This window comes from Verticiella sediminum (assembly GCF_007558815.1).
GTDB lineage: Bacteria > Pseudomonadota > Gammaproteobacteria > Burkholderiales > Burkholderiaceae_B > Verticiella > Verticiella sediminum.
Window position 1 is genome coordinate 196,952 of record NZ_VLTJ01000020.1, and the last position, 26,108, is coordinate 223,059.

Consider the following 26,108-nt stretch of genomic DNA (forward strand, 5'->3'; position numbering starts at 1 on the left):
GCGGGGCAATCGTGACAGGACGCAACGCAGGTGAGAATACCGCAGGCCGGCGCACGGCCATCCCGGTACCGGTCAGTGCGCCGGCAAGTGCGCCAGCGCATCGTCCAGCGCCTGGTGCAAGCGCTCGACTTGCGGCAGGCCCAGCGCCGTGTGCAGGCTGCGCTGCGCCTCGCGCCAGAGCGGACGGCCGGCGCGCCAGCGCGCCCTGCCCTCCTCGGTGATGTGCACGGTCCGGCTGCGCCCGTCGTCGCCCACGGACGTGCGGACCCAGCCCGCCGTGGCGAGCGGCTTGAGGTTGCGGGTGAGCGTGGTGCGGTCCATCTCGAGCGTGTCGGCAAGCTGGGTGAGCGTGGGCGGCACGTCGCCCATGAGCACGCTCAGCAACGAGAACTGGGTGGAGCGCAAACCTGCCGCCGCCAGGTGCCCGTCGTAATGCTGGCTGACGCGACGTGACAGCTTGCGCAAGCGAAAGGCGGTGCATCCGGTGACGGAAGGCGGACCGGCTGTGTCGGAAGCCATCATGAGCAACGCTTGGCCGCGAAAGGAGCTGGGAGTATATTACCTGCACATTACGTGCATATGCACGGTACCACCTTGGCGAGCCGCAGGCTGCGCCCAGCCGCCGCTTTCGGATACGCCATGCCGCTGTTCCTTGCCATCTCCCGCCTCGCCCTGCCCAACCTGGTCGCCTTCGCGGCGCAACTGCTCATGGCGACGGTCGACGGCATGGTCGCCGCCCGCCTGGGCGCCACCGCGCTGGCGGGCGTGGCGCTCGTGCTGCCGCTGCAGATGCTCATCGGCCAGACTTCCAACGGCGCCTTCGGCGCGGCCGTCGGCGGCATGATCGCCCGCTCGACCGGCGCGCGCGATGCGGCGGCCATGCGCAGCGTGGCCTGGCACGCCGTGCTCACCGCAGGGGTGATCGGCGTGCTGTTCTGCGTCGGCGGCGTCGCGTTCGCGCCGCGCGCGCTGGCCGCGATGGGTGGATCGGGCGACGTGCTCGCCGAAGCCGTGCGCTATGCGACGCCCATCTTCCTGGGCTGCGTCGGCGTGTGGCTGACGGGCGCGCTGGCCGGCATCGCGCGCGGGCAGGGCCGCATGTGGCTGCCGGCCGGCGCGCTGATCTGCGCGGCCGCGATGCACGCCCTGCTCGCGCCGCGTCTGGCGGCGCACTGGGGTGTGGCGGGCATCGGCGCGAGCTGGGCCGCGTCGTACACGCTGAGCCTGCTCCCGCTCGTCGTGGCGGTCCACCGCACGCGCGCGCTCGCCGGTCTGCGCGAGTTTCGCTGGCAGTCCCCGGTCGCGCGCAGCATCCTGCGCATCGGCGTGCCCTCGATCGGCGCCGTGCTGCTCGCCAATCTCTCGGTCGTGCTCGCCACCTCCTATGCCACGCGCTATGGCCAGGACGTGCTGATCGGTTTCGGCATCGGCGCACGCTTCGAGTACGTGCTCGTTCCCTTCGCCTTCAGCATTGGCATGTCCCTGGTCGCTCTCGCCGGCCAGGCGCGCGGCGCGGGCGATCACCTGGCGGCGCGGCGCTACGCCATGGCCGGGGTGCTCGGCTCGGGGCTGCTGCTGGGCGTGATCGGCAGCGCCGCGGCGCTCTTTCCGGCGCTCTGGCTGCGCTGGTTCGACATCGCGCCCGCCGCCCATGACGCCGCTGCGCTGTACCTGCGCCACGTCGGCCCCTTCTATCTTTTCTTCGGCTTCGGCCTGACGGCTTTTTTCGCCTCGCAGGCGTTCGGACGCATCGGCCCCGCCCTGGGCGGCGCCGGCCTGCGGGTGCTGGGAGTGGCCGCGGGCAGCGCGATCGCCGCCGCCCTGACCCCCGAACCGCGCGCCTTCTTCATCGCGATCGCCTGCGCATTCATGCTCTACGGCCTGGCGAACCTGTACGCGATCCATCTCGTGTCGCGCCCACCGGCGCGCGTCGCACCCCAGCCCGGCGCGGACGACGGGCTGGCGACGGGGGCATGCAGCCGCTGAGCTGCCTGTCGGGCGTAGGGGCGCACCGCAGTAGCGGTAGGCTTGCGCCGCAAAGGATGCGGGTTTACGCGTATGGTCGGCATCGACCAAAAGCGCGACATTAATTAACGTGTTAATTGTTAACGTGTGAAAAATGAAACCCGTCCTCGCCTTTCCGCTCGCGTTCGCCTGCGCACTCGCCGCCTTTGCCAGCCCCGCCGCCGTGGCGGCCGACAAGGCCTTTCCTGAACGCCCGGTCAAGCTCATCGTGCCCTTCGCGCCGGGCGGCACCACCGACACCGTCAGCCGGCGCGTGGCCCAGGGCCTGTCCGAACGCTGGGGCCAGCCCGTGGTGGTCGAGAACAAGCCCGGCGCGGGCACCGTCATCGGCGTCGACACCGTGGCCAAGGCACCCGCCGACGGCTATACGCTGGGCACCGTCACCGGCAGCTTCACGGTGAACCCCAGCCTGCTGGCCAGCCTGCCCTACGACAGCCAGAAGGACCTGCGCCCGATCGCCTCGATGGCCCGCTCGGACCACGTCCTCGTCGCGCGCCAGGATCTTCCCGCCGACAACGCCCAGGCTCTGCTCGAACTCGTGCGCGCCCAGCCCGGCAAGGTGTCGTACGGCTCGTTCGGCAACGGCAGTTCGGCCCACCTGGCCGGCGAAATGTTCGCCCAGTTCGCCGGCACGCCGATGCTGCACGTGCCCTACAAGGGGCAGACGCCGGCGCTGGCCGACCTCATCGGCGGCCAGATCGACGTCATGTTCGCCAACCTTCCCGAAGCCCTGCCCCAGCTCCAGGCCGGCAAGGTCAAGGCGATCGGTGTAGCGGCCTCCGAACGCTCCCCGTTCGCGCCGGACATCCCCACCCTGCGCGAGCAGGGCATCGAGGGCGTCGTCTCCAGCTCGTGGAACGGCCTGATCGCCCCCGCGGGCGTGCCCGACGCGCTCGTCGAACGCATCAATGCCGACGTCAATGCGGTGCTCGAGCAGCCCACCGTGCGCGAATCGCTGGCAGCCGCCGCGATCATGACCACGCCGGGTACGCCGCAGGCCTTCGGCGCCATGCTGCAGGACGAAATGGCGCACTACGCCGACGTGGTGCGCCAGGCCGGCATCAAGGCGCAGTGAGGCCGTGCGCGGCCGCGAGCGCGCGCAGGCAGGCCGCTGCGTCGCCTGGCACGAGCCGCACGCTGCAGGCGATCATCAGGTTCAGGCCGAGGCCGAAGTTCTCCACGGTGTAGCCCTGGCCGTCGGTATAGACCATACCGGCCTCGGCGCGCTGGCCGGTGACCCGGGAGACGATATCGCCGGCCGCTTCGGCGTAGGCCCAGACCGGCTTGCCGAGCGCGACGGCGTAGCCCACTTCGAACACCGTGCCGGAATCGGGTTCGTGGCCGCGGAACGGGTTCAGGTTCGCGGCCACCGCATCGCAGCGCCGGATCAGGTCGAGGTTCGCCTCGCAGATCGCGCGGGCCGCCTCGGCGCTGCGCAGATCCCGAGCAATCTCGTTGTCCAGGGGATACCAGCCCTGCATGCCGAGTTCGGCGCACAAGGCCTTCAGGCGTTCGCCATGGGCCACCGCGTCGGGGCGGAACACGTCGAAACCCGCCAGATAGATGCGCATCCTGCCTGCTCCGAGAAAAAGCGGATCCGGGGCGCTTGCAAGCGCCAAGCTCGAATGGCTGGCGCCTGGGCCGCGGTCAGTCGAGCAGACGCGCCTCCATCGTGATGTTGGCGTTGAACAGGCGCGATACCGGGCAGCCTTCCTTGGCCGCGCGCGCCGCCTGCTGGAAGTTCTCCTGCGTCGCGCCCGGCACCTTGGCGCTGACCTGCAGATGCACGTCGGTGATCACGAAACCGGACGAGTCCTTGTCCAGCGTGACCGTGGCCTGGGTCTCGATGCGCTCGGGCGTGAGCTTGGCCTCGCCGAGCTGGTTGGCGAGCGCCATCGAAAAGCAGCCGGCATGCGCCGCGCCGAGCAACTCCTCGGGGTTGGTGCCCTTGCCCTCGCCGAAGCGCGAGTTGAACCCATACGCCGCATCCTTGAGCACACCGGTCTCGGTGGATACCGAACCTGCACCGTCCTTGATGCCGCCCTGCCAGACGGCCGAACCTGATTTCTTCATCTGAGCCTCCGTGATTTGCTTGCGCGCGCCGCCGGCGTGCGCAAGCGCCTCGCCGCGGCGATTCGGGGTGCCTGTGCCCCGGAACGTTCAGGCTGCGCCGCAACGGCGGCGGCGCCAGCGCCGCTGCGCCGGCACGGGCGGCAGAACGGGCTGCAAGCGCCATGCCAGAGCAGCGCGGGAGCCCGGGCAGGTTCGCCCTCGCCCGTGATCAGGACGAGGCCGACCCGGGCTCGGCGACGCGGGGCCGGATCGACGCCTCGCCGTGGTCGGGCCCGGTATCCTCGACGTTGGTCTCGCCCTCGGGCGAATCCTCGAGCCCCGGCCGCGCGCGCCGATCCCGTCCCAGCGCGGCGCGCACCAGCAGGATCGACGTCACGGGGGCGGTGATGACGATGAACAGGCCGATCATCAGCTCGTGCACCACCGGACGCCCGGTGAGCAAGGTGAAGAACAGCATCGACGCGGCCACCGTACACCACGTCCCCAGCGTATTGCCGAGCGCCGGCGAGTGGATGCGCTGAAAGAAATTGGCCAGCCGCAGCAGACCGAACGCGCCGATCAGGGCCAGCGTCGAGCCGCACAGCAGCAGGAGCGCGACCACGCACTGCGCCCAGAAGGGAATGCTGTCCGGGCTCATGGGTGTAGCCTCCTGTCGCTGCGCGACATCCTCCCCGCGGGAGGGATCGCGCCGCCTTCGGGCGGCCGGGCGGCGGCGTGGGCCGGTTTACCCTCCGGTCGCTGCGCGACCACCTCCCCGCGGGAGGGAGCGCCGCCTTCGGGCGGCCGGGCGGCGGCGCTCATGGATGTGCCCTCCGGTCGCTGCGCGACCACCTCCCCGCGGGAGGACGCGCCGCCTTCGGGCGGCCGGGCGGCGGCGCTCATTCGATCACCTCGCCGCGCAGCAGGAACTTGGCCATCGCGACCGAGCCGGCCAGGCCGAACAGCGCGATCAGCAGCGCCACTTCGAAATAGAGATGGTGGCCGAAGCGGATGCCCAGGATCAGCAGCATCAGCATGCCGCTCACGTACAGGCAGTCGAGCGCGACCACCCGATCCTGCGCAGTGGGCCCCTTCAGCAGCCGGATCGCGGCGCACAGCACGGCGAGGGCGAGCAGGAACAGCGAAACCGCGATGGCTATGGACAGGACGGGAATCATTCGAAAATCTCCATCAGCAGTTTTTCGTAGCGGTTCTTGACGATGTCCACCCACTCGCCCTCGTCCTGCAGGTCGAGCACGTGGATCGTCAGCACGTTCGTTTCTTCGTTCAGGCCCGCCCAGACCGTGCCCGGGCAGGCGGTCAGGATGCTCGCCAGCGCGGCCAAGCCGTGGGAGTCATGCATGTCCAGGGGGATCTTCATGAAGCCCGAACGCTGCCGGCGCTCGGGCTTGCCCAGCACCACCCCGGCCACCGCGATGTTGGACGTCACGATGTCCACGGCCACGCGGCCGACCAGGCGCACCAGGGCGAGCGGCGCGCGCACCCGCACCGGCGTGGGGCGCAGCTTGCGCGTCGCGTAGGGCCCGTACCACGCGAGCAGAGCGCCCAGCAGGATGTGGCCCAGCGACAGGCTTTGATTGAGCAGCAGCCACAGCGCGAGCAGGAACAGCGAGAGCAGGGGCGAAGGGAACCAACGCTTGAGCATGGCTCATTCCTCCAGGGCCGAGGGAGACGGAACGCGCGGCGTCAGCAGCACGCCCCGGCTGTAGTCGGTGGGCGCGAACAGCGCGGTGGCGGCGGACTCCATGTAGCGCATGGTCGGGCCGGCGGCCACGGTCATCGCCACGCACAGGCCCAGCAGGAGCGCGATCGGGCCGACTTCGATGACGCGCAGGCGCGGCAGGGTGCGGTCGGCGGGCGCCCAGAATGCGCGCACGCCGGCGCGCGACAGCGAAATCACCGCGGCCAGGCCGGAGACGATGACCAGGGCGATCATGCACCAGACCATGCCCTGCGTGACCCAGGGCGTCGCCGCGCCGGCCGGCTCGAGCACCGCGGACAGGATGGCGAACTTGGCGAGAAAGCCCGAGAGCGGCGGCAGGCCCGCCATCAGCAGCGCGCAGGTGAAGAAGGCCAGCCCGAGGAAGGCCATGGCCATCGGGATCGCCACGCCCACCTCGTCCACCTCGGCCGACTCGATCGCGCCCTCCGCCTGGAAGGCTTCCATGGTGAGCGCGAGCACGTTGGCGCCGAACACCCGCGTGCGCTCGACCAGTTCGATGAGCAGGAAGAAGGCGGCCACAGCGAAGGTGGAACTGACCATGTAGAACAGCGCGCCCGCCGTGACCTCGATGCTGCCGAACCCCACCGCGGCGATGAGCGTGCCGGATGACACGATCAGGCTGAAGCAAGCGAGACGGTTGAACTCCTGCGAGGCGAGCAGGCCGATGCTGCCGAACGCCAGCGTGGCCAGGCCACCGTACACCAGCCACTGGCCGCCGAAATCCGGCGCCCCCTCGTAGCCCGGGTTGAACATCAGCAGCCACAGGCGCAGCACGGCATACACGCCGACCTTGCTGAGGATCGCGAAGATCGCGGCCACCGGCGGGCTGGCCGCCGAGTAGGCGGGCGTGAGCCAGAAGTTGAGGGGCCACATCGCGCTCTTGGCCAGAAAGGCGATGGCCAGCACGCCGGCGCCGGCCTCGAGCAGCACGCGGTCGGCGCCGGCGATGTGCGGCACTTTGGCGGCGAGATCGGCCATGTTCAGGGTGCCGGTCACGCCGTAGATCATCGCCACCCCGACCAGGAACACCGAGGACGCCAGCAGGTTGATGACGATGTAGTGCATCCCCGACTTCACGCGCGGCCAGCCCGAGCCGTGCAGCACCAGCCCGTAGGAAGCGGCCAGCATGATCTCGAAGAACACGAACAGGTTGAAGACGTCGCCGGTCAGGAAGGCGCCGTTCACCCCCATCAGCATGAACTGGAACAGCGGATGGAAATGCACCCCGGCGCGGTCCCAGCGCGCCACCGCGAAGGTGAGCGAAGCCAGCGCCAGCACCGAGGTCATGACCAGCATCAGCGCCGAGAGGCGGTCGGCGACCAGGCTAATGCCGAACGGCGCCGACCAGTTGGACACCAGGTAGACCGCGAGCGAATCCGGCCAGGTCTCGCCGGCGTTCAGGCGCCAGGCGAGCGTGACCGCGATGCCCAGCAGCACCAGCACGTTGGTCAGGCCCAGCGCGGCCTTGAGCGCGCGCCGGCGCTCGCTCAGCAACAGCATCGCGCCGCCCACCAGCAGGGGCAGCGCCACCATCAGCACCAGCAAATGATCCATCGGACTCGTCATTCGTCCGGCTCCTTACCATCGACGTGATCGGTCCCCGCCAGCCCGCGCGAGGCGAGCAGGACCACCAGAAACAGCGCGGTCATGGCGAAACCGATGACGATCGCGGTCAGCACCAGCGCCTGCGGCAGCGGATCGTCGTACTGCAGCAGGCTCGCGAAGCGGCCCGCTTCCTGGATGGGAGCCTGGTCGATCGACAGGCGGCCCATGGCGAAGATGAAAAGATTGACTGCATAGGAAATGAAGGACAACCCTAGGATGACCTGGTATGTGCGCGGGCGCAGCAGCAGCCACACGCCCGCCCCGGTCAAGCCGCCGATGCCCAGTGCCAGAACGAGTTCCATTACGCGCCTCCCGATTCTGCGGCGCCCTGCGTGACCGCCGCCGCGCGGTGGCTGCGCACCGACTGGTGGGCGATCGCCGTCAGGATGAGCACCGTGGACCCCACGACCACGCCGAACACGCCCAGGTCGAACGCCAGCGCGCTCGCGACGTGCACGTCGCCGACCAAGGGAATGTGGACATAGGTCGAATGCGAGGTGAGGAACGGGAAGCCGACCACGAACGCGCCCAGGCCCGTGCACACCGCGAAGAGCAGGCCGACGCCGATCCAGCGCTGCGGCCGCATCTTCATGTGCTTCTCGACCCACAGGGTGCCGCCCACGATGTACTGCAGGATGATGGCGACGGCGGTCACCAGGCCGGCGACGAAGCCGCCGCCCGGCAGGTTGTGGCCGCGCAGCAGCAGGTAGATCGAGACCATGCCCAGGATCGGCAGCAGCAGGCGCACCAGCACGCCCGGCACACGCAGGTAGCCGTAGGCCTGGTCATCCGCGCCGAGGGTGTTCGGCACGTCCTTGGCCCGCGGGCCGCGCTGCTGGGTCGGCAGCTCCAGGCTTTCCGGCGCCGGCCGGAACCGGCGCAACAGCGCATAGACGATCAGCCCGACGATGGCCACGACCACCAGTTCGCCCATGGTGTCGAAGCCGCGGAAGTCGACCAGGATCACATTGACGACGTTGGTGCCGCCGCCCTCGGGCTGCGCGCGCTCCAGGAAGTACGGCGAAATGCTCTGCGGGAAGCTGCGCGTCAGGATGGCGAACGCCGCCGCCGCCATGCCCCCGCCCACGGCGATGGCGAGGAACACGTCGCGCACCCGCCGGCTCGTGCGGCGTGCGCCCGGGCCGAGCTTCTCCTCGGCCCGCTTGAGCGGCGGCAGCCAGCGCAGGCCGAGCAGGATCAGGATCATGGTCACGACCTCGACCATAAGCTGGGTCAGCGCCAGGTCGGGCGCCGAGAACCAGACGAAGGTCACGCACGTGACCAGGCCCGAGCCGCCCATCAGCATGAGCGCGGCCAGGCGGTGGTACTTGGCCTGCCAGGCCGCGCCGAACGCGCAGGCCAGGCCCGCGACCCACAGCAGCACGAACGACAGGTCGACCGGCGTGAGCACCTTGGTGCCCAGCGTGAGGCCGTTGCCGATGAAGGGCGCGACCCCGGCCAGCAGCGCGAGCCCGACCACGATGAAGAGCTGCGGCTGCAGGCGCTGGGTGCCGAACAGGCGCTCGAGCCGGTCGGCGGTGGCGCCCAGCGCGTTCAGCGTGGCCTCGAAGGTACTGCGCCCGTCGAGCCCGCCGATCAGCGGCACGCGCTCGAGGGTGCTGAACTGCAGGAAGCGGTGCAGCAGGAAGAAGATGGCGATGCCGCCGAGCAGCGCGATCAGGCTCATCACCAGCGGCAGGTTGAAGCCGTGCCACAGCGCCAGCGTGTACTGCGGCATCTGTGTCCCCACCACCGACAGCGCGGCGACGTCCAGCACGCCGCCCACGGTCATGCCCGGGATGATGCCGACCACCAGGCAGGCGAGCACCAGCAGCTCGATGGGAAAGCGCATCCAGCGCGGCGGTTCGTGCGGCGTGCGCGGCAGGTCGGTCGCCGGCGGGCCGAAGAACACGTCGAGGATGAAGCGCATGGAGTAGGCCACGCTGAACATGCCGGCCACCGTGGCCAGGAACGGCAGGCCGATGCGCACGAACGCATTGCCCGTAACCAGGACGGTCTCGGTGAAGAACATCTCCTTGGAGATGAAGCCGTTGAGCAGCGGCACGCCGGCCATGGACGCGCTGGCGACCATGGCGAGCGTGGCGGTGATGGGCATGGCCCGGTACAGGCCGCTCAGGCGCCGGATGTCGCGGGTGCCGGTCTCGTGATCGATGATCCCGGCCGCCATGAAGAGCCCCGCCTTGAAGGTGGCGTGGTTCAGGATGTGGAAGATCGCGGCGACCGCGCCCAGGGGGCTGTTCAGGCCCAGCAGCAAGGTGATCAGGCCGAGGTGGCTGATGGTGGAATAGGCCAGCAGACCCTTCAGATCCTGCTGGAAGATCGCGGCGTAGGCGCCCATCAGCAGCGTGATCAGGCCCGCGGTGCCGACGATCCAGAACCAGGCGTCCGTACCCGCCAGCACCGGCCACAGGCGCACGAGCAGGAACACCCCTGCCTTGACCATGGTGGCCGAGTGCAGATAGGCGGACACCGGCGTGGGCGCGGCCATCGCGCGCGGCAGCCAGAAATGGAACGGGAACTGCGCGCTCTTGGTGAAGGCGCCGAGCAGGATCAGGATCAGGATCGGGATGTACCACGGGTGCGCGCGCACCACGTCGCCGGCCGCCAGCACCACGTCCAGCTCGTAGCTGCCGACGACCCGCCCGAGCAGGAGCACGCCGGCGAGCAGGGCCAGGCCGCCGGTGCCCGTCACGATCAGCGCCATGCGCGCGCCGCGCCGCGCCTCCGCGTTGTGATGCCAATAGCCGATCAGCATGAAGGAGACGAGGCTGGTCATCTCCCAGAAGAGCACGAGCTGGATCAGATTGCCAGAGAGCACGAGCCCCAGCATGGCGCCCATGAAGGCGAGAAAGAAGCTGAAGAACCGCGGGACGGGGTCTTCCGGCGACATGTAGTAGCGCGCGTAGACCACCACCATCAGACCGACGGCCAGAATGATGACGGCAAACAGCCAGGCAAAGCCGTCCATGCGCAGCGAGAGGTTGAGCCCGATCTGGGGCAACCACGCATACTCGACCCTGACGATCTCGCCGGCGGCCACGGTCGGATAGAGGCCGCCGGCGAGGATGAGGCCGGCAAGAGCGATTGCCCCTGCCAACCATGCTTCTCGGTTGCGCGCGTTCGCCGGCAACATGCCGGCGACGACACTGCCGATGAATGGGAGCAGAACGATGGTAATTAACGACATTTACGCAGCCCGGAGCGATGCTTGTCCCCGCGCGGCGAGCCGCGCAGAGTGGATTTTACCTGCAGGATATTCTGTTTTCCGTCGCAAAACTGGTATCTTCGACGAATATCTGCTGCGAAGTTCGGTTAACTTTCCAAAAAAGTTGCGCATGCACCAAAATAGTGCGCAAAAATGCAAAGCCCGGTCGAACATGCGTGCCAACTGACAGCATGCCGCAAGCAAAATGACAGAATGGAAACCGAAGGTGACGAACGAAGCGCCGTCGCCCCGGCAGAGGCCGCGCTCAGTTCGAGCGCGGCGTGGCCAGCTCGGGCCGGGGCCCCGGCCCGAGAAAACGCGTCGCGAACTCGGGAGCGGGAACCGGCTCGCCATAATGATTGCCCTGGCCCGCCCCGCAGCCGTGCTCGCGCAGGAACCTGGCCTGCGCTTCGTTCTCGATACCCTCGGCGATCACGTCGAGGCGGAAACGCCCGCCCAGGTAGAGTACGGCCTGGATGACCGCGGCGTCGCCCAGGTCGCCCGGCACGTTCGCGACGAACGCGCGGTCGAGCTTGAGCCGCGTGACCGGCAGCCGCTTGAGCAGACTCAGCGAAGCATAACCTGTCCCGTAGTCGTCGAACGCCACACCCACGCCCGCGTGGCAGAGGTCGGCGAGCGCCTGGGACAGACGCGGATTGGGCTTGAGCACGGTGTGCTCGGTCACCTCCAGCACCAGTGCCTGCGGCGGCAGCCCGCTCTCGTTCAGCGCCTGCTGGACCGTATGCAGCAATTGCTCGTGATGCAGTTGCGCAGGAAAGAGATTCACCGAGATGCGGAACCGCGGAAAGACGCGCCGCCACACGGCCGCCTGCCGGCATGCGCTGGTCAGTATCCAGCGGCCGACCTGCTGCATGTTGGGCAGCGTCTCGAGCACGGCCAGGAAATGCTCCGGCAACAGCACCCCGGCCACCGGATGCCGCCAGCGCAGCAGCGCCTCGGCGCCGATGACTTCACGTGTGTGCAGGTCGACCTGCGGCTGATAGAACAGCTCGAACTGCCCGAGCTCGATGGCGCTGCGCAGCTCGGTCGTCAGCTTCTTGCGCCGGACTACGGCCTCGCGCAACTGCGGCACGAAGAAGCGGCAGGAGTCGTCGCCCTGCCGCCGCGCTTCGTAGAGCGCCAGGTCGGCATCGCCCATCAGGCCCTCGACCTCGCTCGCATCGGCCGGATGGAAGGCGACGCCGACACAGCACCCGAGTTCCACCGCCACGCCGTCGAGCACCAGCGGCTCGGCCAGCGCATCGAAGAGCCCGCGGCACAGCCCCGCCACCCGGTCGGGTTCGGTCTCCCCCTGCAGCGCGATGCCGAACTCGGCACCCGCCAGGCGCGCGAGGATGGCATCGTCCGAAAAGAAGAGCCGCAGCCGATGGCCGATCGAGCGCAGGGCCGCGTCGCCCACGCGCGCGCCACGCTCGTCGTTGATGGCCTTCAGCCCTTCCATGCCCAGCAGCAACAGCGCGAAGGGCTGGTTCGCGCCCATCAAGCCGCTCAGCGCGCGGCGGAACATGGCGGCATTGGGCAGCTCGGTGAGCGCATCGAAGTTGGCCATGCCGAGCAACCGCGCCTCCCGCCGATTGCGCGCCGACACATCGCGCGCGATGATGCTGTAGGCCGGGCAGCCGGCCTCCCACCAGCGCGACAGGTTGACCTCGAGCAGCAGGTTGCCCGTGCGCCGCTGCACCACCAGCAGCTTGTCCTGGGCATACGCGTGCGCGGCCTCGACACGGCGCAGCGCCTGCAGTTGGTCCAGGAAGACCGCGGCCGAGGGCGCCTCGAGCAGGCTGGCGAATTCCAGGCCCGGGGCCTGGGTGTCGGTGAGCCCGAAGAGGCGCTGGGCGCCGGCATTCCAGAACACCAGACGCCCCGTGTCGTCGCAGGTCAGGACCGCGTCGGGCGAACCACGAGCAATGAACTCCAGCCGCGCCCGGCTGATCCGGCACGCCGCATCGAGCCTGCGGATCTCCAGCCGCTCCAGCGCGAGGCGGGCGAGCTCGCCCAGCCGGTCCACCCGCGCGAGATCGAAATCGTCGCGGCGCCGGGTGTCGAGCAGCAGGAAAACACCCAGTTGCGTGCCTTCCGGAGCGTCGAGCGGCACCGCCGCGCAAAAGGCGACGGCAGGTTCTACATGCTGGAAGGGATGGTTTAAACCCTGCTCGCGCAGGTCGGGGATGATCAGCGGCTCGGCCAGGTCGAATACGCCCCGTCCGCCGGGACGCTCGTAGCCGATCTCCCCGGCCGGCAACCCCGCCGAGGCTTTCAGGAAAAGTCGATTGCTGTCGATCAGCGCAATGGCGGCAATGGGCACATTGAACAGGCCCACCGCCAGGCGTACGAGACGGTCGAGATCGTCTTCGGGCGGCGTATCCAGCACGCGATACGCTGCGAGCGCCTCCAACCGGCATTGCTCCCGGGGCTCGATCTTGGCATTGACAGACTCCGGCATGGTTCCCCCGGTGCTCGCCGACAATGCGACGAATCGTATCCACGCCTCAAGGTTATCGCAGCCGTAAGAATTTGCCACCGGAATTACCCTTCCGGATGTTACCGCCGGCCTAGCCGGCCGCCGCGTGGACGCCCAGTCATGGTCAATGCTCGAACGCCAGCCGCAGTTCGGCCCCGCGCGCGCCCGTATGCACCGACACTCGGTCGGCCAGCCGGCTCACCAGCGCGGCAGGCACCCGGGCCATCGCCCTGTCCAGCGCAGCGTCGTCCTGGAGCGCCTCGCGCAGGTCGGGCAGCAGAGCGTCGAACGCCGTTGCACGCCGCAGCGGCAAGGCAGGCCCCGCATGGCGAAACACCAACCGCAGGCGCAGCTCGTCGAAGTGGAACTCGACTTGGCTCGGCGCGCGACCGGCCGCGCGCAGCCATTCGAGCGCCTCGAGCCCCGCCTGCGCGACGCGCGGCGCCACATCGCGGCGCACGCCCCATCGGGCGGCGCAGCCCTGCATCCAGTCGGTCAGCGCACGGCCATCGGTTGCGGGATCGAGCTGCAATCGGGCGCGCGAGGCCACACCGAGCCGGGTGAGCAGGTTGCCGATCACGGCCACCAGCCCGCCCGCCACGAAACCGCTGGCCGTCACTTGCTGCAGCCAGCCCGGCCCCTGCTGCGCGAGCAGCGGCACGCTCATCAGCCCGACGCCGACGAGCAGGCTCAGGCCCACGACGCAATGCGCCCGGACATCGAGCGCACGCGAGACGATGAGCTGCATCCCGCTCACCATGAGATAGGCGGCCGCGTAGATCTGCACCCCGCCGAGCACCGCACCGGGCACCAGGGTCAGGGCCAGCGCGACCTTGGGCATGCAGGCGACCACCGCCAGCAGCAGGCCGCAGCCCAGGCCCACCCAGCGCGAGGTGCAGCGCGTGACGTGGCACAAACCGATGTTGGCCGAGGACAGGCCGACGGGCTGGGCGCCCACGCACCCGCCGAGCAGGTTGGCAAGGCCGCCGGCACGCAGCGCGGCCGCGGCCCGCGGCAGATCGACACGGCGCCAGTCGGCGTCGTCCATGCGTTGCAGCATGACCGCGCCGCCGAACACGTCGAGCTGGGAAAGCGTCGCGGTGAGCGCGACGCCGATGAGCAGCATGGGGTCGAAAGCCAGACTCGGCAAACCGGGGGCGGGCAGCGCGAGCCAGGGAACGCCGCCCGCATCCGCCGCCACGGGCAGGCCGTCCAGCACGATGGCCATGGCGACGCCCGCGAACATGCCCAGCGCCAGCCCGAACACACTGGCGCGCCGGCCGCCCCAGACGATGACGCCGACGATCACGGCGAGCGTCACGCCGGACATGGCCAGCGCGGCCGGCGCAACGCCGGCCCCTTGCAAGCCCAGCCCGCTGGCATTGCGCAAGGCGCCCGGCACCAGCGACAACCCCACCAAACAGACCACCGCCCCCGCCACGCTCGGTGGAAACAGGCTGCGCAGACGGTCCACGCACAGGCTGACCGCAAGCGCGACCGCGCCCGTCACCAGGCCGACGGCGAACAGGCCGCCCGGGCCGTGCGCCGCCAGCGCGGCCCCGGTGAAGCCGAGCATGCCCGGCGCGGGGATATGAACGAGCAGGCTTGCGCTGCCGGTGCGCCCACCCCAGGATTGCAGCAGGGTGGCCACGGCCATGGCGAGAATGCTGAGCGCGAGGAAGCTGCGTGTGTCCTGCGGGCTCAGGCCCGCCACACTGGCGGCCACCAGCGCGTAGGCCGTGAGCGCGAGCGCAGTGCCGGCATGCTGCGCCGCCAGGATCAGCCAGGCGAGAGCGGGCGGGCGCTCGTCCGCCGCATACAGGAGATCCGGCGGACGGCGGCGGCGCAGGACGGCGGGCAGACGCAGAGGCATCGGAAGGCGGACATCGGAGAAGGCTGCGTCGAGCCGAGGCGGGGCGGGGCGCTTCGCCTGCAGCGAAAAAACAAAGCCCGCGAATGCGGGCTTTGTCTAGCTCAAGAATCGCTGCTGATTACAGCGGCTGGATCTTGGTGGCTTGGGGACCCTTCGGGCCTTGACCAGGCACGTAGCTCACGCGCTGGTTCTCTTCCAGGGTGCGGTAACCCGAACCTTGGATTTCCGAAAAGTGGGCGAAGAGATCCTTACCGCCCGCATCGGGGACGATGAAGCCGAAGCCTTTCTCCGCGTTGAACCACTTGACGATACCGGTTTCCATACTGCTTTTCCTCAAAACGATAAAGGGCAAAAAAAGCCCAGGGGAAACAGAAAATCAAGGATAGGCAGCAGGACAGAAACCGAATCCGGCTTACGCAAGCTACGCGCTAGACACTTGAAAATCTTGCTGCGCACTATGCTGGGGAACGAAAACCTTGTCAACCCCTGAAAACCATGCATTTCTCAGCCGTGAAAACCTGCCATTTGCGGCTAGCGCGACCGGCTGGGAACACCATATGCTGAAGCGCCGAGCATCGCGGAACATGGCCTGGCCGCGCCGCGCCGATGCGCCAGGCGATGCGTAGGAGAGACTCGATGCAGATCGGCATGATCGGCCTGGGCAGGATGGGCGCCAACCTCGTGCGCCGCCTGTTGCGGCATGGCCACACGGCCGTCGTCCACGACGCAAACCCCGACACCATCGGCACGCTCGCGCAGGACGGCGCGCAAGGCGCGTCCGGCCTCGACGAACTGGTGGCGGCGCTGCCCGCTCCGCGCGTGGTCTGGGTCATGCTGCCCGCGGGCGCCCCCACCGAGGACACCATCACGCGGCTGGGCAAGCGGCTCGAACCCGGGGACACCGTCATCGACGGCGGCAACACCTTCTACAAGGACGACGTACGCCGCGCCGCGGCCTTGCGCGCGCGCGGCATCGACTATCTGGACATCGGCACGTCGGGCGGTGTGCACGGGCTCGAGCGCGGCTATTGCCTGATGATCGGCGGCCCGGACGCTGCCGTGCGACGCCTGGACCCGCTCTTCGCCGCGCTGGCGCCGGGCGGCGAAAAGCCGCCCGCCGGTGCCGACCCGAGGCCCGCGCAAGGCTATGTGCACGTCGGGCCGGCCGGCGCCGGCCACTACGCGAAGATGGTCCACAACGGCATCGAGTACGGCATGATGCAGGCGCTGGCCGAAGGCCTGCACCTGCTGCACGCCAAGCGCACCGCTGCCACCGACTCCTATGACATCGACGTCGCCGCGGTCGCGCAGGCCTGGCGGCGCGGCAGCGTCGTCTCCTCCTGGCTGCTGGATCTGGCGGCCGAAGCGCTGACGCACGACGGCGAGCTCACCGACTTCGCCGGCGCCGTGGGCGACAGCGGCGAAGGCCGCTGGACCGTGGACAGCGCCGTCGAGCACGGCGTGCCGGTGCCGGTGCTCGCGGCCGCCCTCTTCGCCCGCTTCCGCTCGCAACAGCAGGACAGCTACGCCGACCGCGTCCTGTCCGCGCTGCGCCACGGCTTCGGCGGACATGGCCTCGGGGTGCGCCGATGAGCGCCCCCGCCCGGCCGTCCGAAAAGGGAGCGTCCGTGCAGGATACAAGGAACCAGTCCGCGCACCCGGCCGCCCCGCCCGCCCTGCTGTTCATCTTCGGCGCCCACGGCGACCTGGTGCAGCGTCTGCTCGTGCCGTCGCTGTACCGCCTGTGCCGCGACGGGCTGCTCGACGACGCCACCGAGGTCTACGGCATCGACCACAACGAGGCCACCGACGAGGCATTTCGAGAACGCCTGAGCGGCTTTCTGCACGATCTGACCCGGCATCCGGAGGCCGAAGGCGGCGGGGAGAAAGTCGTGCCGGCCTGCTGGCGCAGCCTGCGCGAACGCCTGCACTACCTCAAGGGCGATTTCACGGACCCGGACGCCTACCAGGACATCGCCCGCGAGCTGGCGCAACGGCCCGGGGCCAACGCCGTCTTCTACCTGGCTACCTCACCCGGCTTTTTCGCAACCATCGTGCAGCAGCTCGCAGATGCCGGACTGTGCGACGAAGGCCGGGGCGGCTTTCGCCGCGTCGCCATCGAAAAGCCCTTCGGCACCGACCTGGCCAGCGCGCAGCAGCTCAATGCGCTGCTCTACCGGCACCTGCACGAAAGGCAGATCTACCGCGTCGATCACTTCGCGGCCAAGGACGCCACCCGCAACATCGGTGTGCAGCGCTTCGCCAACGGTATCGTCGACGCGTTCTGGAACCACCGGCACATCGAGCACGTCCAGATCAGCGCCCTGGAGACTCTCGGCGTCGGCTCGCGCGGCCGCTTCTACGACCGCACCGGCGCCCTGCGCGACATGGTGCCCAACCACTTGTTCCAACTGTTGGCCCAGGTCGCCATGGAACCTCCCGCCACGCCCGACGAGGCCGGTTGGCGCAAGGCGAAGACGGACGCCATCCGGGCGATCGAGGTACAGGCCGACGACCTGGCCCTGCGCAACAGCGTCTGCGGCCAGTACACCGCCGGCAATGGCCAGCCGGGTTATCTGGAGGCCGGCAACGTGCCGCCGGACAGCACCACCGAAACCTATATCGCCGTGCGCCTCACCCTGGACGCGCCCCGCTGGACGGGTGTGCCGTTCTACCTGCGCACCGGCAAGTGCCTGTCGCGGCGCTCCACCGAGATCGTGGTGCAGTTCCGCGCGCCCGAGCACGGGCTGCCCAACCAGAGCGCAGGCCCCACCCGCCTCGTGCTCACGCTCGACCCACAGGAGAGCATCGCCATGGAATGGTCGGTACGCCCGCCCGGGCCGATCGTCGAACTGGGCCGCACTACGCTGCAGCACAACCCGGCGGACCTTTTCCCCGACAAGGCGAGCACGGGCTACGAAACACTGCTCTATCACTGCCTCACCGGCGTGCAGACACTGTTCCCGACGGCGCAGGAAGCCGAGGCGGCCTGGACGGCGATCGGGCCGTTCCAGCGCGCGTGGTGCGAACGCAAACCCTGCGGCTACCGCGCCGGGGAGGACGGACCGGCCGAGGCCGACGACCTGATCCAGCGCGACGGTTTCGACTGGTGGAGACCTTCGTCGTGAGTGGCGGCGCACAGCATGACCCCCGGGCCCTGCCCGCCGATCACCTGGTCGTCACCGACGACGCGGCGCACCTGACGGCCGCCATCGCCTGCTGGATGTCCGACCGCCTGGCCAGCGTGCGCGGCCGCGCGGCCACCATCGCCATCTCGGGCGGACGCACCCCGCTCGCCCTGTACCGCCTGCTCGCCTCGCCCGCCTGGCGCGGCAGCTTCGCGTGGAACCGGCTGCACGTATTCTGGTGCGACGAACGTTGCGTGCCCCTGGCCCACCCGGAGAACAACGCCGGGGCCGCCCAGGCCACCTGGTTGAGCCGCGTGCCCATTCCGGCGACGCACCTTCACCCCGTGCCGGAGCTGCCCGCCGCACAGGCGGCCGCGCAGTACGACGCCCAACTCAAGGCGCACTACGGCGCGCAGCATCTGGACGCGAACCGGCCGCTGTTCGATGTGGTCCTGCTGGGCATCGGCGCGGACGGCCACACGGCCTCGCTGTTCCCGGGCGACCCCGCGCTGTCGGCGCGCACCTGGGCCTGCGCAGTGCATCGCCCCGCGCCGCCCGACCGCGTCACGCTCACGCTGCCGGTGCTGGCGAGCACCGCCGCCCTGGCCTTCGTCGTGACCGGCAAGGACAAGCACGAGATCGTGCAGCGCATCGCAGCCGGCGACACCAGCCTGCCCGCCGCACAAGTCCAGACCCGGGGCGAACGCGCGTGGTTCCTGGATCGCGACGCCGCGGGGGAACTGGCATGATGGCACCCCCACGCGCATTGCATTCGCTGCCCCCCGAGGGGGCCTCAGCCTCCTCCGGGCGGCCGGGCACAGGCATCAAGCCCGTGGCCGTGGTCATGGGCGTGAGCGGCAGCGGCAAGACCACCCTGGCACGCCGCCTGGCCGAGGCCTTGTCCTGGCCCTTCCAGGAAGGCGACGACCTGCATCCGCCCGGCAACATCGCCAAGCTGAACGCCGGCACCGCGCTCACCGACGCCGATCGCGCGCCCTGGCTGGACGCCATCCGTGCCTGGATCGCCACGCGCGAGGCGGCCGGGGGCGGCGGCACGCTGAGCTGCTCCGCCCTGCGCCGGCGCTACCGCGACTACATCCGCGAACACCATCCCAGCGTGTGCCTGATCTACCTGCGCGGCACCTATGAGGCACTCAGCGAACGGCTGGACGGACGCAAGGGGCATTTCATGGCGTCCTCGCTGCTGGCGAGCCAGTTGGCCACGCTCGAGGAACCCGACGAGGACGAGCCCGTGCTGGTGCTGGACATCGGCATTCCGCTCGACACCAAAGTACGCCAGGCCGTCGAATGGCTGGCGCGCTGCGCACAGCGCCCCGGGGTCCCGCACCGCACCGAGGGCAAGGCCTGAAGCGCCGACCGGAACCTGCGAACCGGAACCCGCTCGGCCAGGCAACCACAGCGCGCTCCGAACCCGCCCGTGTCCGGTTCGGAGCGCGCTGCGCGAGCCGGCGCCGGAGCGCCGGCGGGTCGGCTCAGATGTAGCCCAGTGCGAACAGCACGAGCAGGATCACCAGCAGCAGACCGAGCCCGCCTGTCGGCCCGTAGCCCCAGCCCCGGCTGTACGGCCACGCTGGCAGGGCTCCGATCAGGAGCAGGATCAGTACGATGAGGAGCAATGTGCCGAACATGAAGCCTCCGTGCGTCGATGGATGGTGTGTGTAGCCATCCATGACGCAAGCAGCGGGCCCGGCTCGGCCGGAGTCAATCCGGCGCGTGCTGTGCCGGCGGTCTGGGCAGCCAGGCGTAGGCGGCGGCGCCGGCCGCCAGGCAGCCGAAGATGAAGGTGTAGACCGTCGCGAAGATGTCCCAGCCCATGCGCTGGGCGAACGCGGCGACCAGCCCGGTCACCCACTGCATGATGCCGATGCCCAGGAACATCGCCATCGTGAAGACCGACATGGCGCGCCCAGTGAGCGAAGGCGGGTAGGCGCTGCGCACGTCGGCGTACTGCAGCACGGCGAAGCCGCTCAGGGCGGCGATGACGAGGGGCAGCACCGCGCTGATCACCGCGCCGCGGGCCCAGCCGAGCACGAGGAACAGCGCGGCCAGCGCCAGCGTGCCGGCGATCAGCCAGCGCGGCCGGCGCAGCGGCCCCGGGTCGAGCCGGCCGAACAGCGGCGGCGAGAACAGCGCCACCAGGGACATCACCAGCGCCACATTGCCGCTCTGCACCAGCGTATAGCCCTCGCGCTCGATCAGCATCGGCCCCAGCCACAGCCCGCGCACGGTGAGAAAGGCGGCATAGACCAGGCTGCCGAGCACCATGATGCCGGCCGTGTGCGGCAGCAGGAACAGGCCGCCGAAACCCCGCAGCGCCTGGCCGAGGCTCTCGCGAGGTGCGCCCTTGGCCGGCGCGTCGCGGCCCACCACCGCGAACATCGCGATCCAGGACAGCGCGGACGCCACCGCGAGCAGCGTGAACACCGTGCGCCAGGAGCCCCACTCGATCAGCCAGGCCATGGGCGTGCCCGTGACGACCAGGCCCAGTCCGCCCACCCCCAGCACCATGCCCGAGAGCGCCGCGAAGCGTTCGGCGGGAAAGGCGCGCGCGAGCAGCAGCGTGCAGACCAGGAAAGCCGGCGCGCAGCCGATGCCGATCAGCGCCTGCCCCAACAGCAGCCAGGGGAAATCCTGCGCCAGCGAAGACATGGCGGCGCCGACCACGCTAAACGGGGACACCGCCAGGATCACGCGGCGCACCCCATGCATGTCGAGCGCCACGCCCATGCCGATCTGCGTGATGCCGAAGGCGAGGTGGAACATCGCCGCGAAGACGCCGAGCTCCTGCGGGCTGAGCGCGAGCTCGGCCTGCACCGGCAGCCCGAGGATGCCGGCCAGCGTGCGGTAGGCCTGGCTCAACACGAACCCGCTCATCAGCGCCGCCAGCATCATCTGGGGGGAAAACCGCGCGCCTGGAAACGCCTGCTGCACCGGACTGCCTCTGCTGGTCGGGATTGTGCGTGGATGCGGGCGCACGCTGTCGAGCGCGGCCGCATGCCAGTGTACCGCGCGGTTCAGCCGACCTCTGCCACGGTCAGTTCTTCAGGTGATAGCCCGTGCGGAAGATCCAGGCCACCGCGGCCAGGCAGAGCAGCAGGAACGCCGCCGTCATGGCCACGCTCACGCCCACGCCCACGTCGGCCACGCCGTAGAAGCTCCAGCGAAACCCGCTCACCAGGTAGACCACCGGGTTGAACAGCGTCACCGTCTGCCAGAACGGCGGCAGCATGCTGATCGAATAGAAGCTGCCGCCGAGAAAAGTGAGCGGCGTGATGATCATCATCGGCACCACCTGCAGCTTCTCGAAACCCTGGGCCCAGACGCCCAGCACGAAGCCGAACAGGCTGAACGTGACCACCGTCAGCAAGAGAAAGAGCAGCATCCAGAACGGATGCTCGATGTGGTACGGAATGAAGGCGCGCGCGGTGAGCAGGATGATCACGGCCAGGATCAGCGATTTGGTCGCCGCCGCCCCCACGTAGCCGAGCACGATCTCCATGAACGAGATCGGCGCCGACAGCACTTCGTAGATCGTGCCCGAGTACTTGGGCATGAAGATGCCGAACGAGGCGTTGGAGATGCTCTCGGTCATGAGCGAGAGCATCAGCAGGCCCGGGATGATGAAGGCGCCGTAGCTCACGCCGTCGATGTCGCCCACCCGCGAACCGATGGCGGTGCCGAACACCACGAAGTACAGGGACGTCGAAATCACCGGCGACGCGATGCTCTGCATCAGCGTGCGACCCATGCGGGCCATCTCGAAACGGTAGATCGCGTGGATCGCATACCAGTTCATGCGTGGGACCTCACCAGGCTGACGAAAATATCCTCGAGCGAACTCTGGCGGGTTGCCACGTCCACATAGTCGATGCCGCTGGCCGACACCTGGGCGAGCAGCGCGGCGATGCCCGGGCCGCCGCCCGCCGCGTCGAAGGCATAGACCAGGGTCGTGCCGTCCTCGCTGATCGTGAGCGGCAAGCCCTCGAGCATCCTGGGCAGCTCCGTCAGCGGCGTGCGCAGCGTGAGCAGCACTTCGCGCTTGCCGAGCTGGCGCATGAGCACCGCCTTGTCCTCGACGAGCAGGATTTCGCCCTTGCTGATGACCGCGATGCGGTCGGCCATTTCCTCGGCCTCCTCGATGTAGTGCGTGGTCAGCACGATGGTCACGCCGCGCTGGCGCAGCCGGTCCACCATGCGCCACATGTCGCGCCGCAGCTCCACGTCGACGCCGGCGGTGGGCTCGTCCAGGAACAGGATGCCCGGCTCGTGCGACAAGGCCTTGGCGATCATCACACGCCGTTTCATGCCGCCCGAGAGCGCCATCACGCGCGCATCGCGCTTGTCCCAGAGCGAAAGCTCGCGCAGCAACTGCTCGATGTAGTCCGGGGCCGGCGGCTTGCCGAACAGCCCGCGGCTGAAGGTGACGGTCGCCCACACACTCTCGAAGGCGTCGGTGAAGAGCTCCTGCGGCACCAGGCCGATGCGCTCGCGCGCGGCGCGGTACTCGCGCACCACGTCGTGGCCGTCGGCCAGCACGCTGCCGCCGCTGGGATTCACCAGGCCGCAGGCGATGCTGATGAGCGTGGTCTTGCCCGCGCCGTTGGGCCCCAGCAGGGCCAGGATTTCGCCGCCGCGCACGTCCAGGCTCACACCCTTCAACGCCTGAAAGCCGCTGGCATAGGTTTTTTCCAGGTTGCGCACCGATAGAGCGGGTTGCACTGGGGATCTCCCTGAGGGAAGGAAAGACGCCATCATAATCCTCTGGCCGCTCGCTTTCTTCCGGGTCAAACCAAGCCGGCGCGCAAGATAAAATACGGCCCTTTGCGAGCAGCGCCATGGATCAGATCGAACTCGAAGACACCACCGCGGATCGCTACCTGCTCGATGCGCCCGGCGCGTCGCTGCTGATCTTCCACAGCCGCGGCTGCGGCAACTGCAAGGCCGCCCGCGCCGCCCTGCCGGAGATGAACCTGCCGGTCGCACGGCTGTGCTGGATCGACGCCGAGGACAATCGCGGCCTGCTCGAGCGCTACGAGGTATTCCACCTGCCTTCCCTGTACCTGGTGCGCGACGGCGTGTTCTACGGCAGCATCGACGCCCAGCTCGCGGGCTGGGACATTCGCCGCCAGATCGCGCTCGCCCTGCAAAGCATGCCGGCCGAACTGCCCTGACGGCCCTCATCCGACCTTTCGCCTCCCTCCATGACCACGTCCCGCGGCTCCCTCCGCCATTTCCTGCTGCACGGCAGCCTCGTCACCCAGATCGCCATCGGCCTGGTCCTGGGCGTTCTGCTCGCCGTGGCCTGGCCCGCCGGCGGCAGCGCCGTCGGCATCCTGGGCGAGATCTTCATCACGGCGCTCAAGTCGGTCGCCCCGATCCTGGTGTTCTTCCTGATCATTGCGTCGATCGCCGGCATGCGGCGCGAGAACAAGACCAGCGTGCGGCCGATCCTGTCCCTGTACGTCATCGGCATGCTGCTCGCGGCGCTGGTGGGCGTCGCCCTGAGTTTCATGTTCCCTTCGACGCTCATCCTGCGCGACACGGCCGCCGTGAACGCCCCGGGCGGCGTGGCCGAAGTCCTGCGCAACCTGGCGCTGAGCGTGGTCGACAACCCCGTGCACGCCCTGGCCAATGCCAACTTCATCGGCATCCTGGCCTGGGCCATCGGCCTGGGCATGATGCTGCGCCACGCCAACGAAACCACGCGCGACGTGCTGCACGACATCTCGCGCGGCGTCACCGGCCTCGTGCGGATGGTGGTGCGCGTGGCGCCGATCGGGATTTTCGGGCTGGTCGCCTCGACCGTCGCCGATACCGGCTTCGACGCCCTGCGCGGCTATGCACACGTGCTTGGCGTGCTGCTCGGCGGCATGCTCATCGTCACCCTGATCGTGAACCCGGCGATCGCCGGGTTCGTCATGCGCAAGAACCCCTACCCGCTGGTGCTCACCTGCCTGCGCGAGAGCGGCGTCACAGCGTTCTTCACGCGCAGCTCGGCTGCCAACATCCCGGTCAACATGGAACTCTGCCGCAAGCTCGGGCTGGACGAGGATACCTATTCGGTCTCGATCCCGATCGGCGCGGCGATCAACATGGCCGGCGCCGCCGTCACCATCTCGGTCCTCACGCTGGCGGCCGCGCATACGCTGGGCATCCACGTGGACCTCTTCAGCGCCCTGCTGCTGTGCGTGGTGGCGGTCGTCTGCGCCTGCGGCGTGTCAGGGGTCGCCGGCGGCTCGCTGCTGCTCATCCCGCTCGCCTGCAGCCTGTTCGGCATCTCGCCGGCCCAGGCCATGGAAGTGGTCGCCGTGGGCTTCATCATCAGCGTCGTGCAGGATTCGGCCGAAACGGCGCTGAACTCGCATACCGATGTCATCTTCACGGCTGCGGTGCTGGGCGCGCCGGACAATCCGGCGGAGCTGGCCGCGCGGGAGTGAGGGCGCGCGCAATCCGGCGTCACCGCCGAGCGATTCAGCCCAGCGCGGCCAGCAGAGCGGGCATCACCGCGCCCGCCGGGCCGCGCAGGTTCCAGCGCGCACAGCCGTCCAGCGGGGTGGCATCCGGGTTCACCTGGATCACGGCGGCCCCGGCGCGGGCGGCCTGCTGCGGCAGGCTGGCGGCCGGGTAGACCAGCCCCGAGGTACCGACGCACAGGAACACGTCCGCCTCGCGCGCCAACGCCTCGGCACGCGCCCAGGCCTGCATCGGCAAGCTCTCGCCGAACCACACGACGCCCGGGCGCACCGGGCCGCCGCAGGCCGCGCAGGCCGGTGGCGGCATGCGCTCGCCGCCCTGCGTCACGGCGGGAATGCCCGCCGGGTGCGCATAGGGCGCAGCGCAGCGGCTGCAGCGCGCGGCCTCGAGGCTGCCGTGCAGATGGACGACGTCGCGGGCGCCGGCCCGTTCGTGCAGATCGTCGACGTTCTGCGTCACCACGCACACCTGCGGCAACCGGGCCGCGAGCCCGGCGATCGCATGATGCGCCGGGTTGGGCTGCGCGCGCAGCACGGCCGCGCGGCGCCATTCGTACCAGCCCCAGACCAGCGCGGGATCGCGCTGGAAGGCTTCCAGCGTGGCCAGCATCAGCGGATCGAAACGCGACCACAGCCCGGTGTCGGGCTGGCGGAACGTCGCGATACCGCTTTCGGCGGATACGCCCGCGCCGGAAAACACGCAGAGCCGCCTGGCGCCCGCCAGTACGTCGAGCAATTCCGCAGGCGTCGTGAAGGCGATGGACATGATGATGTGGCGATGCAGGACGAGAAAGGGCGGGCACGCGGCCGGCGAGATGCTCTATCGTAATGGCCGTACGCTGCTTACAGGAACCTCGATGCCCGACTCGCACCCTTGCACAGGGGTCCGCCTGCACGCACCGCACCCCGCGCTGGCGGATTACGTGGCGTGCTACTGGGTCAGCCGCAGTGCCGGGACGAGCCGGCACCGCGTACTGCCGGACGGCTGCGTGGACCTGGTCTGCGCCTGGGCCGGCACGGCCGCGGCGCTGCGCGTCCATGGCAGCACGACCCGGCCGCGCGAGCTGGCGGTGGCGCCGGACGGCAGTTACGTGGGCGTGCGTTTCCGGCCCGGGCAGGCACGCCGCTTCGTCGAATTCCCGGCCGCCTTGCTGACCGACACCGACCTCGCCGCCGAAGGGGCGGTGCCGTGGGCGTTCGCACTGCGTTCGCTCGGCCCGCATGGCGCCGGAGGCCCCGGCGCCATCGACCGAGCGCTGCTCGCCCACCTGGCACGGCGCCAGGTTCGTCGTGACGCGGTGGACGCCCTGCTCGGCTGGCTCGCGGCAAGCGCCGAGACCCCGGCGCGGGCCGGCATGGCGATCGACCGCCTCGGCCGCCTCGCCGGCACCGGCCCCCGCCAAGCCGAACGGCATTGGCGGGCCGCTGTCGGGCTGCCCATGGAAACCTTCCTCGGCATCCAGCGTGTGCGTCGTGCCG

26 protein-coding genes are annotated in these 26,108 nt (G+C 69.5%); 9 read left to right on the forward strand and 17 right to left on the reverse strand.

The genetic code is table 11. The annotated features are described in order from the left end of the window. Positions 1 to 72: 72 nt before the first annotated feature. A complete protein-coding gene (locus FOZ76_RS10485; RefSeq protein ID WP_246129408.1) occupies positions 73 to 522 on the reverse strand; it encodes a MarR family winged helix-turn-helix transcriptional regulator in 450 nt (149 codons plus the stop codon). Positions 523 to 639: 117 nt separating this feature from the next. On the opposite strand from FOZ76_RS10485, the gene FOZ76_RS10490 reads away from it, so the two are divergent. Beyond that, positions 640 to 1,986 (forward strand): MATE family efflux transporter, encoded by a 1,347-nt coding sequence (locus FOZ76_RS10490; protein ID WP_170235380.1) that lies wholly within the window; start codon positions 640 to 642, stop codon positions 1,984 to 1,986. A gap of 133 nt (positions 1,987 to 2,119) precedes the next feature. Beyond that, positions 2,120 to 3,100 (forward strand): tripartite tricarboxylate transporter substrate binding protein, encoded by a 981-nt coding sequence (locus FOZ76_RS10495; protein ID WP_143948164.1) that lies wholly within the window; start codon positions 2,120 to 2,122, stop codon positions 3,098 to 3,100. On the opposite strand, the gene FOZ76_RS10500 is transcribed toward FOZ76_RS10495, so the two are convergent. From FOZ76_RS10500 to FOZ76_RS10555, 11 genes are all read right to left on the reverse strand, one after another. Further along, on the reverse strand, positions 3,087 to 3,596 hold the full coding sequence (locus FOZ76_RS10500) for a nucleoside 2-deoxyribosyltransferase (RefSeq protein ID WP_143948166.1): 510 nt from the start codon (positions 3,594 to 3,596) through the stop codon (positions 3,087 to 3,089). The genes FOZ76_RS10495 and FOZ76_RS10500 overlap by 14 nt on opposite strands. 76 nt (positions 3,597 to 3,672) lie before the next feature. Continuing rightward, entirely contained in the window at positions 3,673 to 4,098 is a 426-nt protein-coding gene (locus FOZ76_RS10505; protein ID WP_143948167.1) for an OsmC family protein, read from the reverse strand. Positions 4,099 to 4,306: 208 nt separating this feature from the next. After that, positions 4,307 to 4,735, reverse strand: a complete 429-nt coding sequence (mnhG, locus tag FOZ76_RS10510; RefSeq protein ID WP_143948169.1) for a monovalent cation/H(+) antiporter subunit G — start codon at positions 4,733 to 4,735, stop codon at positions 4,307 to 4,309. Positions 4,736 to 4,976: 241 nt separating this feature from the next. Next, positions 4,977 to 5,255, reverse strand: coding sequence for a K+/H+ antiporter subunit F (locus FOZ76_RS10520; RefSeq protein WP_143948171.1), 279 nt, complete (start codon positions 5,253 to 5,255; stop codon positions 4,977 to 4,979). Next, complete coding sequence (locus tag FOZ76_RS10525) at positions 5,252 to 5,743, reverse strand: Na+/H+ antiporter subunit E (protein ID WP_143948173.1); 492 nt, start codon at positions 5,741 to 5,743, stop codon at positions 5,252 to 5,254. The genes FOZ76_RS10520 and FOZ76_RS10525 overlap by 4 nt, the downstream gene beginning before the upstream one ends. Positions 5,744 to 5,746: 3 nt before the next feature. Continuing rightward, a complete protein-coding gene (locus tag FOZ76_RS10530; protein WP_246129410.1) occupies positions 5,747 to 7,387 on the reverse strand; it encodes a monovalent cation/H+ antiporter subunit D in 1,641 nt (546 codons plus the stop codon). After that, complete coding sequence (locus FOZ76_RS10535) at positions 7,384 to 7,728, reverse strand: Na+/H+ antiporter subunit C (protein WP_143948174.1); 345 nt, start codon at positions 7,726 to 7,728, stop codon at positions 7,384 to 7,386. The genes FOZ76_RS10530 and FOZ76_RS10535 overlap by 4 nt, the downstream gene beginning before the upstream one ends. Continuing rightward, positions 7,728 to 10,634, reverse strand: coding sequence for a monovalent cation/H+ antiporter subunit A (locus FOZ76_RS10540; protein WP_143948176.1), 2,907 nt, complete (start codon positions 10,632 to 10,634; stop codon positions 7,728 to 7,730). The genes FOZ76_RS10535 and FOZ76_RS10540 overlap by 1 nt, the downstream gene beginning before the upstream one ends. A gap of 283 nt (positions 10,635 to 10,917) precedes the next feature. Continuing rightward, entirely contained in the window at positions 10,918 to 13,116 is a 2,199-nt protein-coding gene (locus FOZ76_RS10545; protein WP_143948178.1) for a putative bifunctional diguanylate cyclase/phosphodiesterase, read from the reverse strand. Between the two features lie 142 nt (positions 13,117 to 13,258). Beyond that, positions 13,259 to 15,007 (reverse strand): uracil-xanthine permease family protein, encoded by a 1,749-nt coding sequence (locus FOZ76_RS10550; protein ID WP_143948179.1) that lies wholly within the window; start codon positions 15,005 to 15,007, stop codon positions 13,259 to 13,261. Positions 15,008 to 15,125: 118 nt separating this feature from the next. Further along, positions 15,126 to 15,329 carry a cold-shock protein gene (locus FOZ76_RS10555; RefSeq protein ID WP_143948181.1) on the reverse strand — a complete coding sequence of 68 codons (204 nt, stop codon included), beginning with the start codon at positions 15,327 to 15,329 and terminating at the stop codon, positions 15,126 to 15,128. A gap of 314 nt (positions 15,330 to 15,643) precedes the next feature. Here FOZ76_RS10555 and gnd point away from each other — a divergent pair, with 314 nt between their 5' ends. The 4 genes from gnd to FOZ76_RS10575 are packed head-to-tail and all read left to right on the forward strand — an operon-like array spanning position 15,644 to position 19,504. Further along, complete coding sequence (gene gnd / locus FOZ76_RS10560) at positions 15,644 to 16,600, forward strand: phosphogluconate dehydrogenase (NAD(+)-dependent, decarboxylating) (RefSeq protein ID WP_143948183.1); 957 nt, start codon at positions 15,644 to 15,646, stop codon at positions 16,598 to 16,600. Positions 16,601 to 16,635: 35 nt separating this feature from the next. Then, complete coding sequence (zwf, locus tag FOZ76_RS10565; RefSeq protein WP_246129412.1) at positions 16,636 to 18,135, forward strand: glucose-6-phosphate dehydrogenase; 1,500 nt, start codon at positions 16,636 to 16,638, stop codon at positions 18,133 to 18,135. Beyond that, positions 18,132 to 18,884 (forward strand): 6-phosphogluconolactonase, encoded by a 753-nt coding sequence (pgl, locus tag FOZ76_RS10570; RefSeq protein ID WP_143948186.1) that lies wholly within the window; start codon positions 18,132 to 18,134, stop codon positions 18,882 to 18,884. Before zwf ends, pgl begins: the two co-directional genes overlap by 4 nt. After that, positions 18,881 to 19,504 (forward strand): gluconokinase, encoded by a 624-nt coding sequence (locus tag FOZ76_RS10575; RefSeq protein WP_246129413.1) that lies wholly within the window; start codon positions 18,881 to 18,883, stop codon positions 19,502 to 19,504. The genes pgl and FOZ76_RS10575 overlap by 4 nt, the downstream gene beginning before the upstream one ends. Before the next feature lie 124 nt (positions 19,505 to 19,628). Here FOZ76_RS10575 and FOZ76_RS10580 read toward each other — a convergent pair whose 3' ends face one another. From FOZ76_RS10580 to FOZ76_RS10595, 4 genes are all read right to left on the reverse strand, one after another. Further along, positions 19,629 to 19,784 (reverse strand): DUF3309 family protein, encoded by a 156-nt coding sequence (locus FOZ76_RS10580; protein ID WP_143948188.1) that lies wholly within the window; start codon positions 19,782 to 19,784, stop codon positions 19,629 to 19,631. A 73-nt stretch (positions 19,785 to 19,857) separates the two neighbouring features. Beyond that, positions 19,858 to 21,030 (reverse strand): MFS transporter, encoded by a 1,173-nt coding sequence (locus tag FOZ76_RS10585; RefSeq protein WP_246129415.1) that lies wholly within the window; start codon positions 21,028 to 21,030, stop codon positions 19,858 to 19,860. 160 nt (positions 21,031 to 21,190) lie between these two features. Continuing rightward, positions 21,191 to 21,952, reverse strand: coding sequence for an ABC transporter permease (locus FOZ76_RS10590; RefSeq protein WP_143948190.1), 762 nt, complete (start codon positions 21,950 to 21,952; stop codon positions 21,191 to 21,193). After that, the gene (locus tag FOZ76_RS10595) at positions 21,949 to 22,875 is read right to left on the reverse strand and encodes an ABC transporter ATP-binding protein (protein ID WP_211366185.1); all 927 of its coding nucleotides are present in this window, start codon (positions 22,873 to 22,875) and stop codon (positions 21,949 to 21,951) included. Before FOZ76_RS10595 ends, FOZ76_RS10590 begins: the two co-directional genes overlap by 4 nt. Before the next feature lie 116 nt (positions 22,876 to 22,991). Between FOZ76_RS10595 and FOZ76_RS10600 the strand changes: the two genes are divergently transcribed. Beyond that, the gene (locus tag FOZ76_RS10600) at positions 22,992 to 23,327 is read left to right on the forward strand and encodes a thioredoxin family protein (protein WP_143948192.1); all 336 of its coding nucleotides are present in this window, start codon (positions 22,992 to 22,994) and stop codon (positions 23,325 to 23,327) included. Between the two features lie 30 nt (positions 23,328 to 23,357). Further along, the gene (sstT, locus tag FOZ76_RS10605; RefSeq protein WP_143948194.1) at positions 23,358 to 24,593 is read left to right on the forward strand and encodes a serine/threonine transporter SstT; all 1,236 of its coding nucleotides are present in this window, start codon (positions 23,358 to 23,360) and stop codon (positions 24,591 to 24,593) included. Between the two features lie 34 nt (positions 24,594 to 24,627). Here the strand turns inward: sstT and FOZ76_RS10610 are convergent, their stop codons facing one another. Continuing rightward, the gene (locus FOZ76_RS10610; protein ID WP_143948195.1) at positions 24,628 to 25,395 is read right to left on the reverse strand and encodes an SIR2 family NAD-dependent protein deacylase; all 768 of its coding nucleotides are present in this window, start codon (positions 25,393 to 25,395) and stop codon (positions 24,628 to 24,630) included. Positions 25,396 to 25,486: 91 nt separating this feature from the next. On the opposite strand from FOZ76_RS10610, the gene FOZ76_RS10615 reads away from it, so the two are divergent. Continuing rightward, positions 25,487 to 26,108: DUF6597 domain-containing transcriptional factor (locus FOZ76_RS10615; protein WP_143948197.1), on the forward strand; the 622-nt coding region annotated here is incomplete at its 3' end.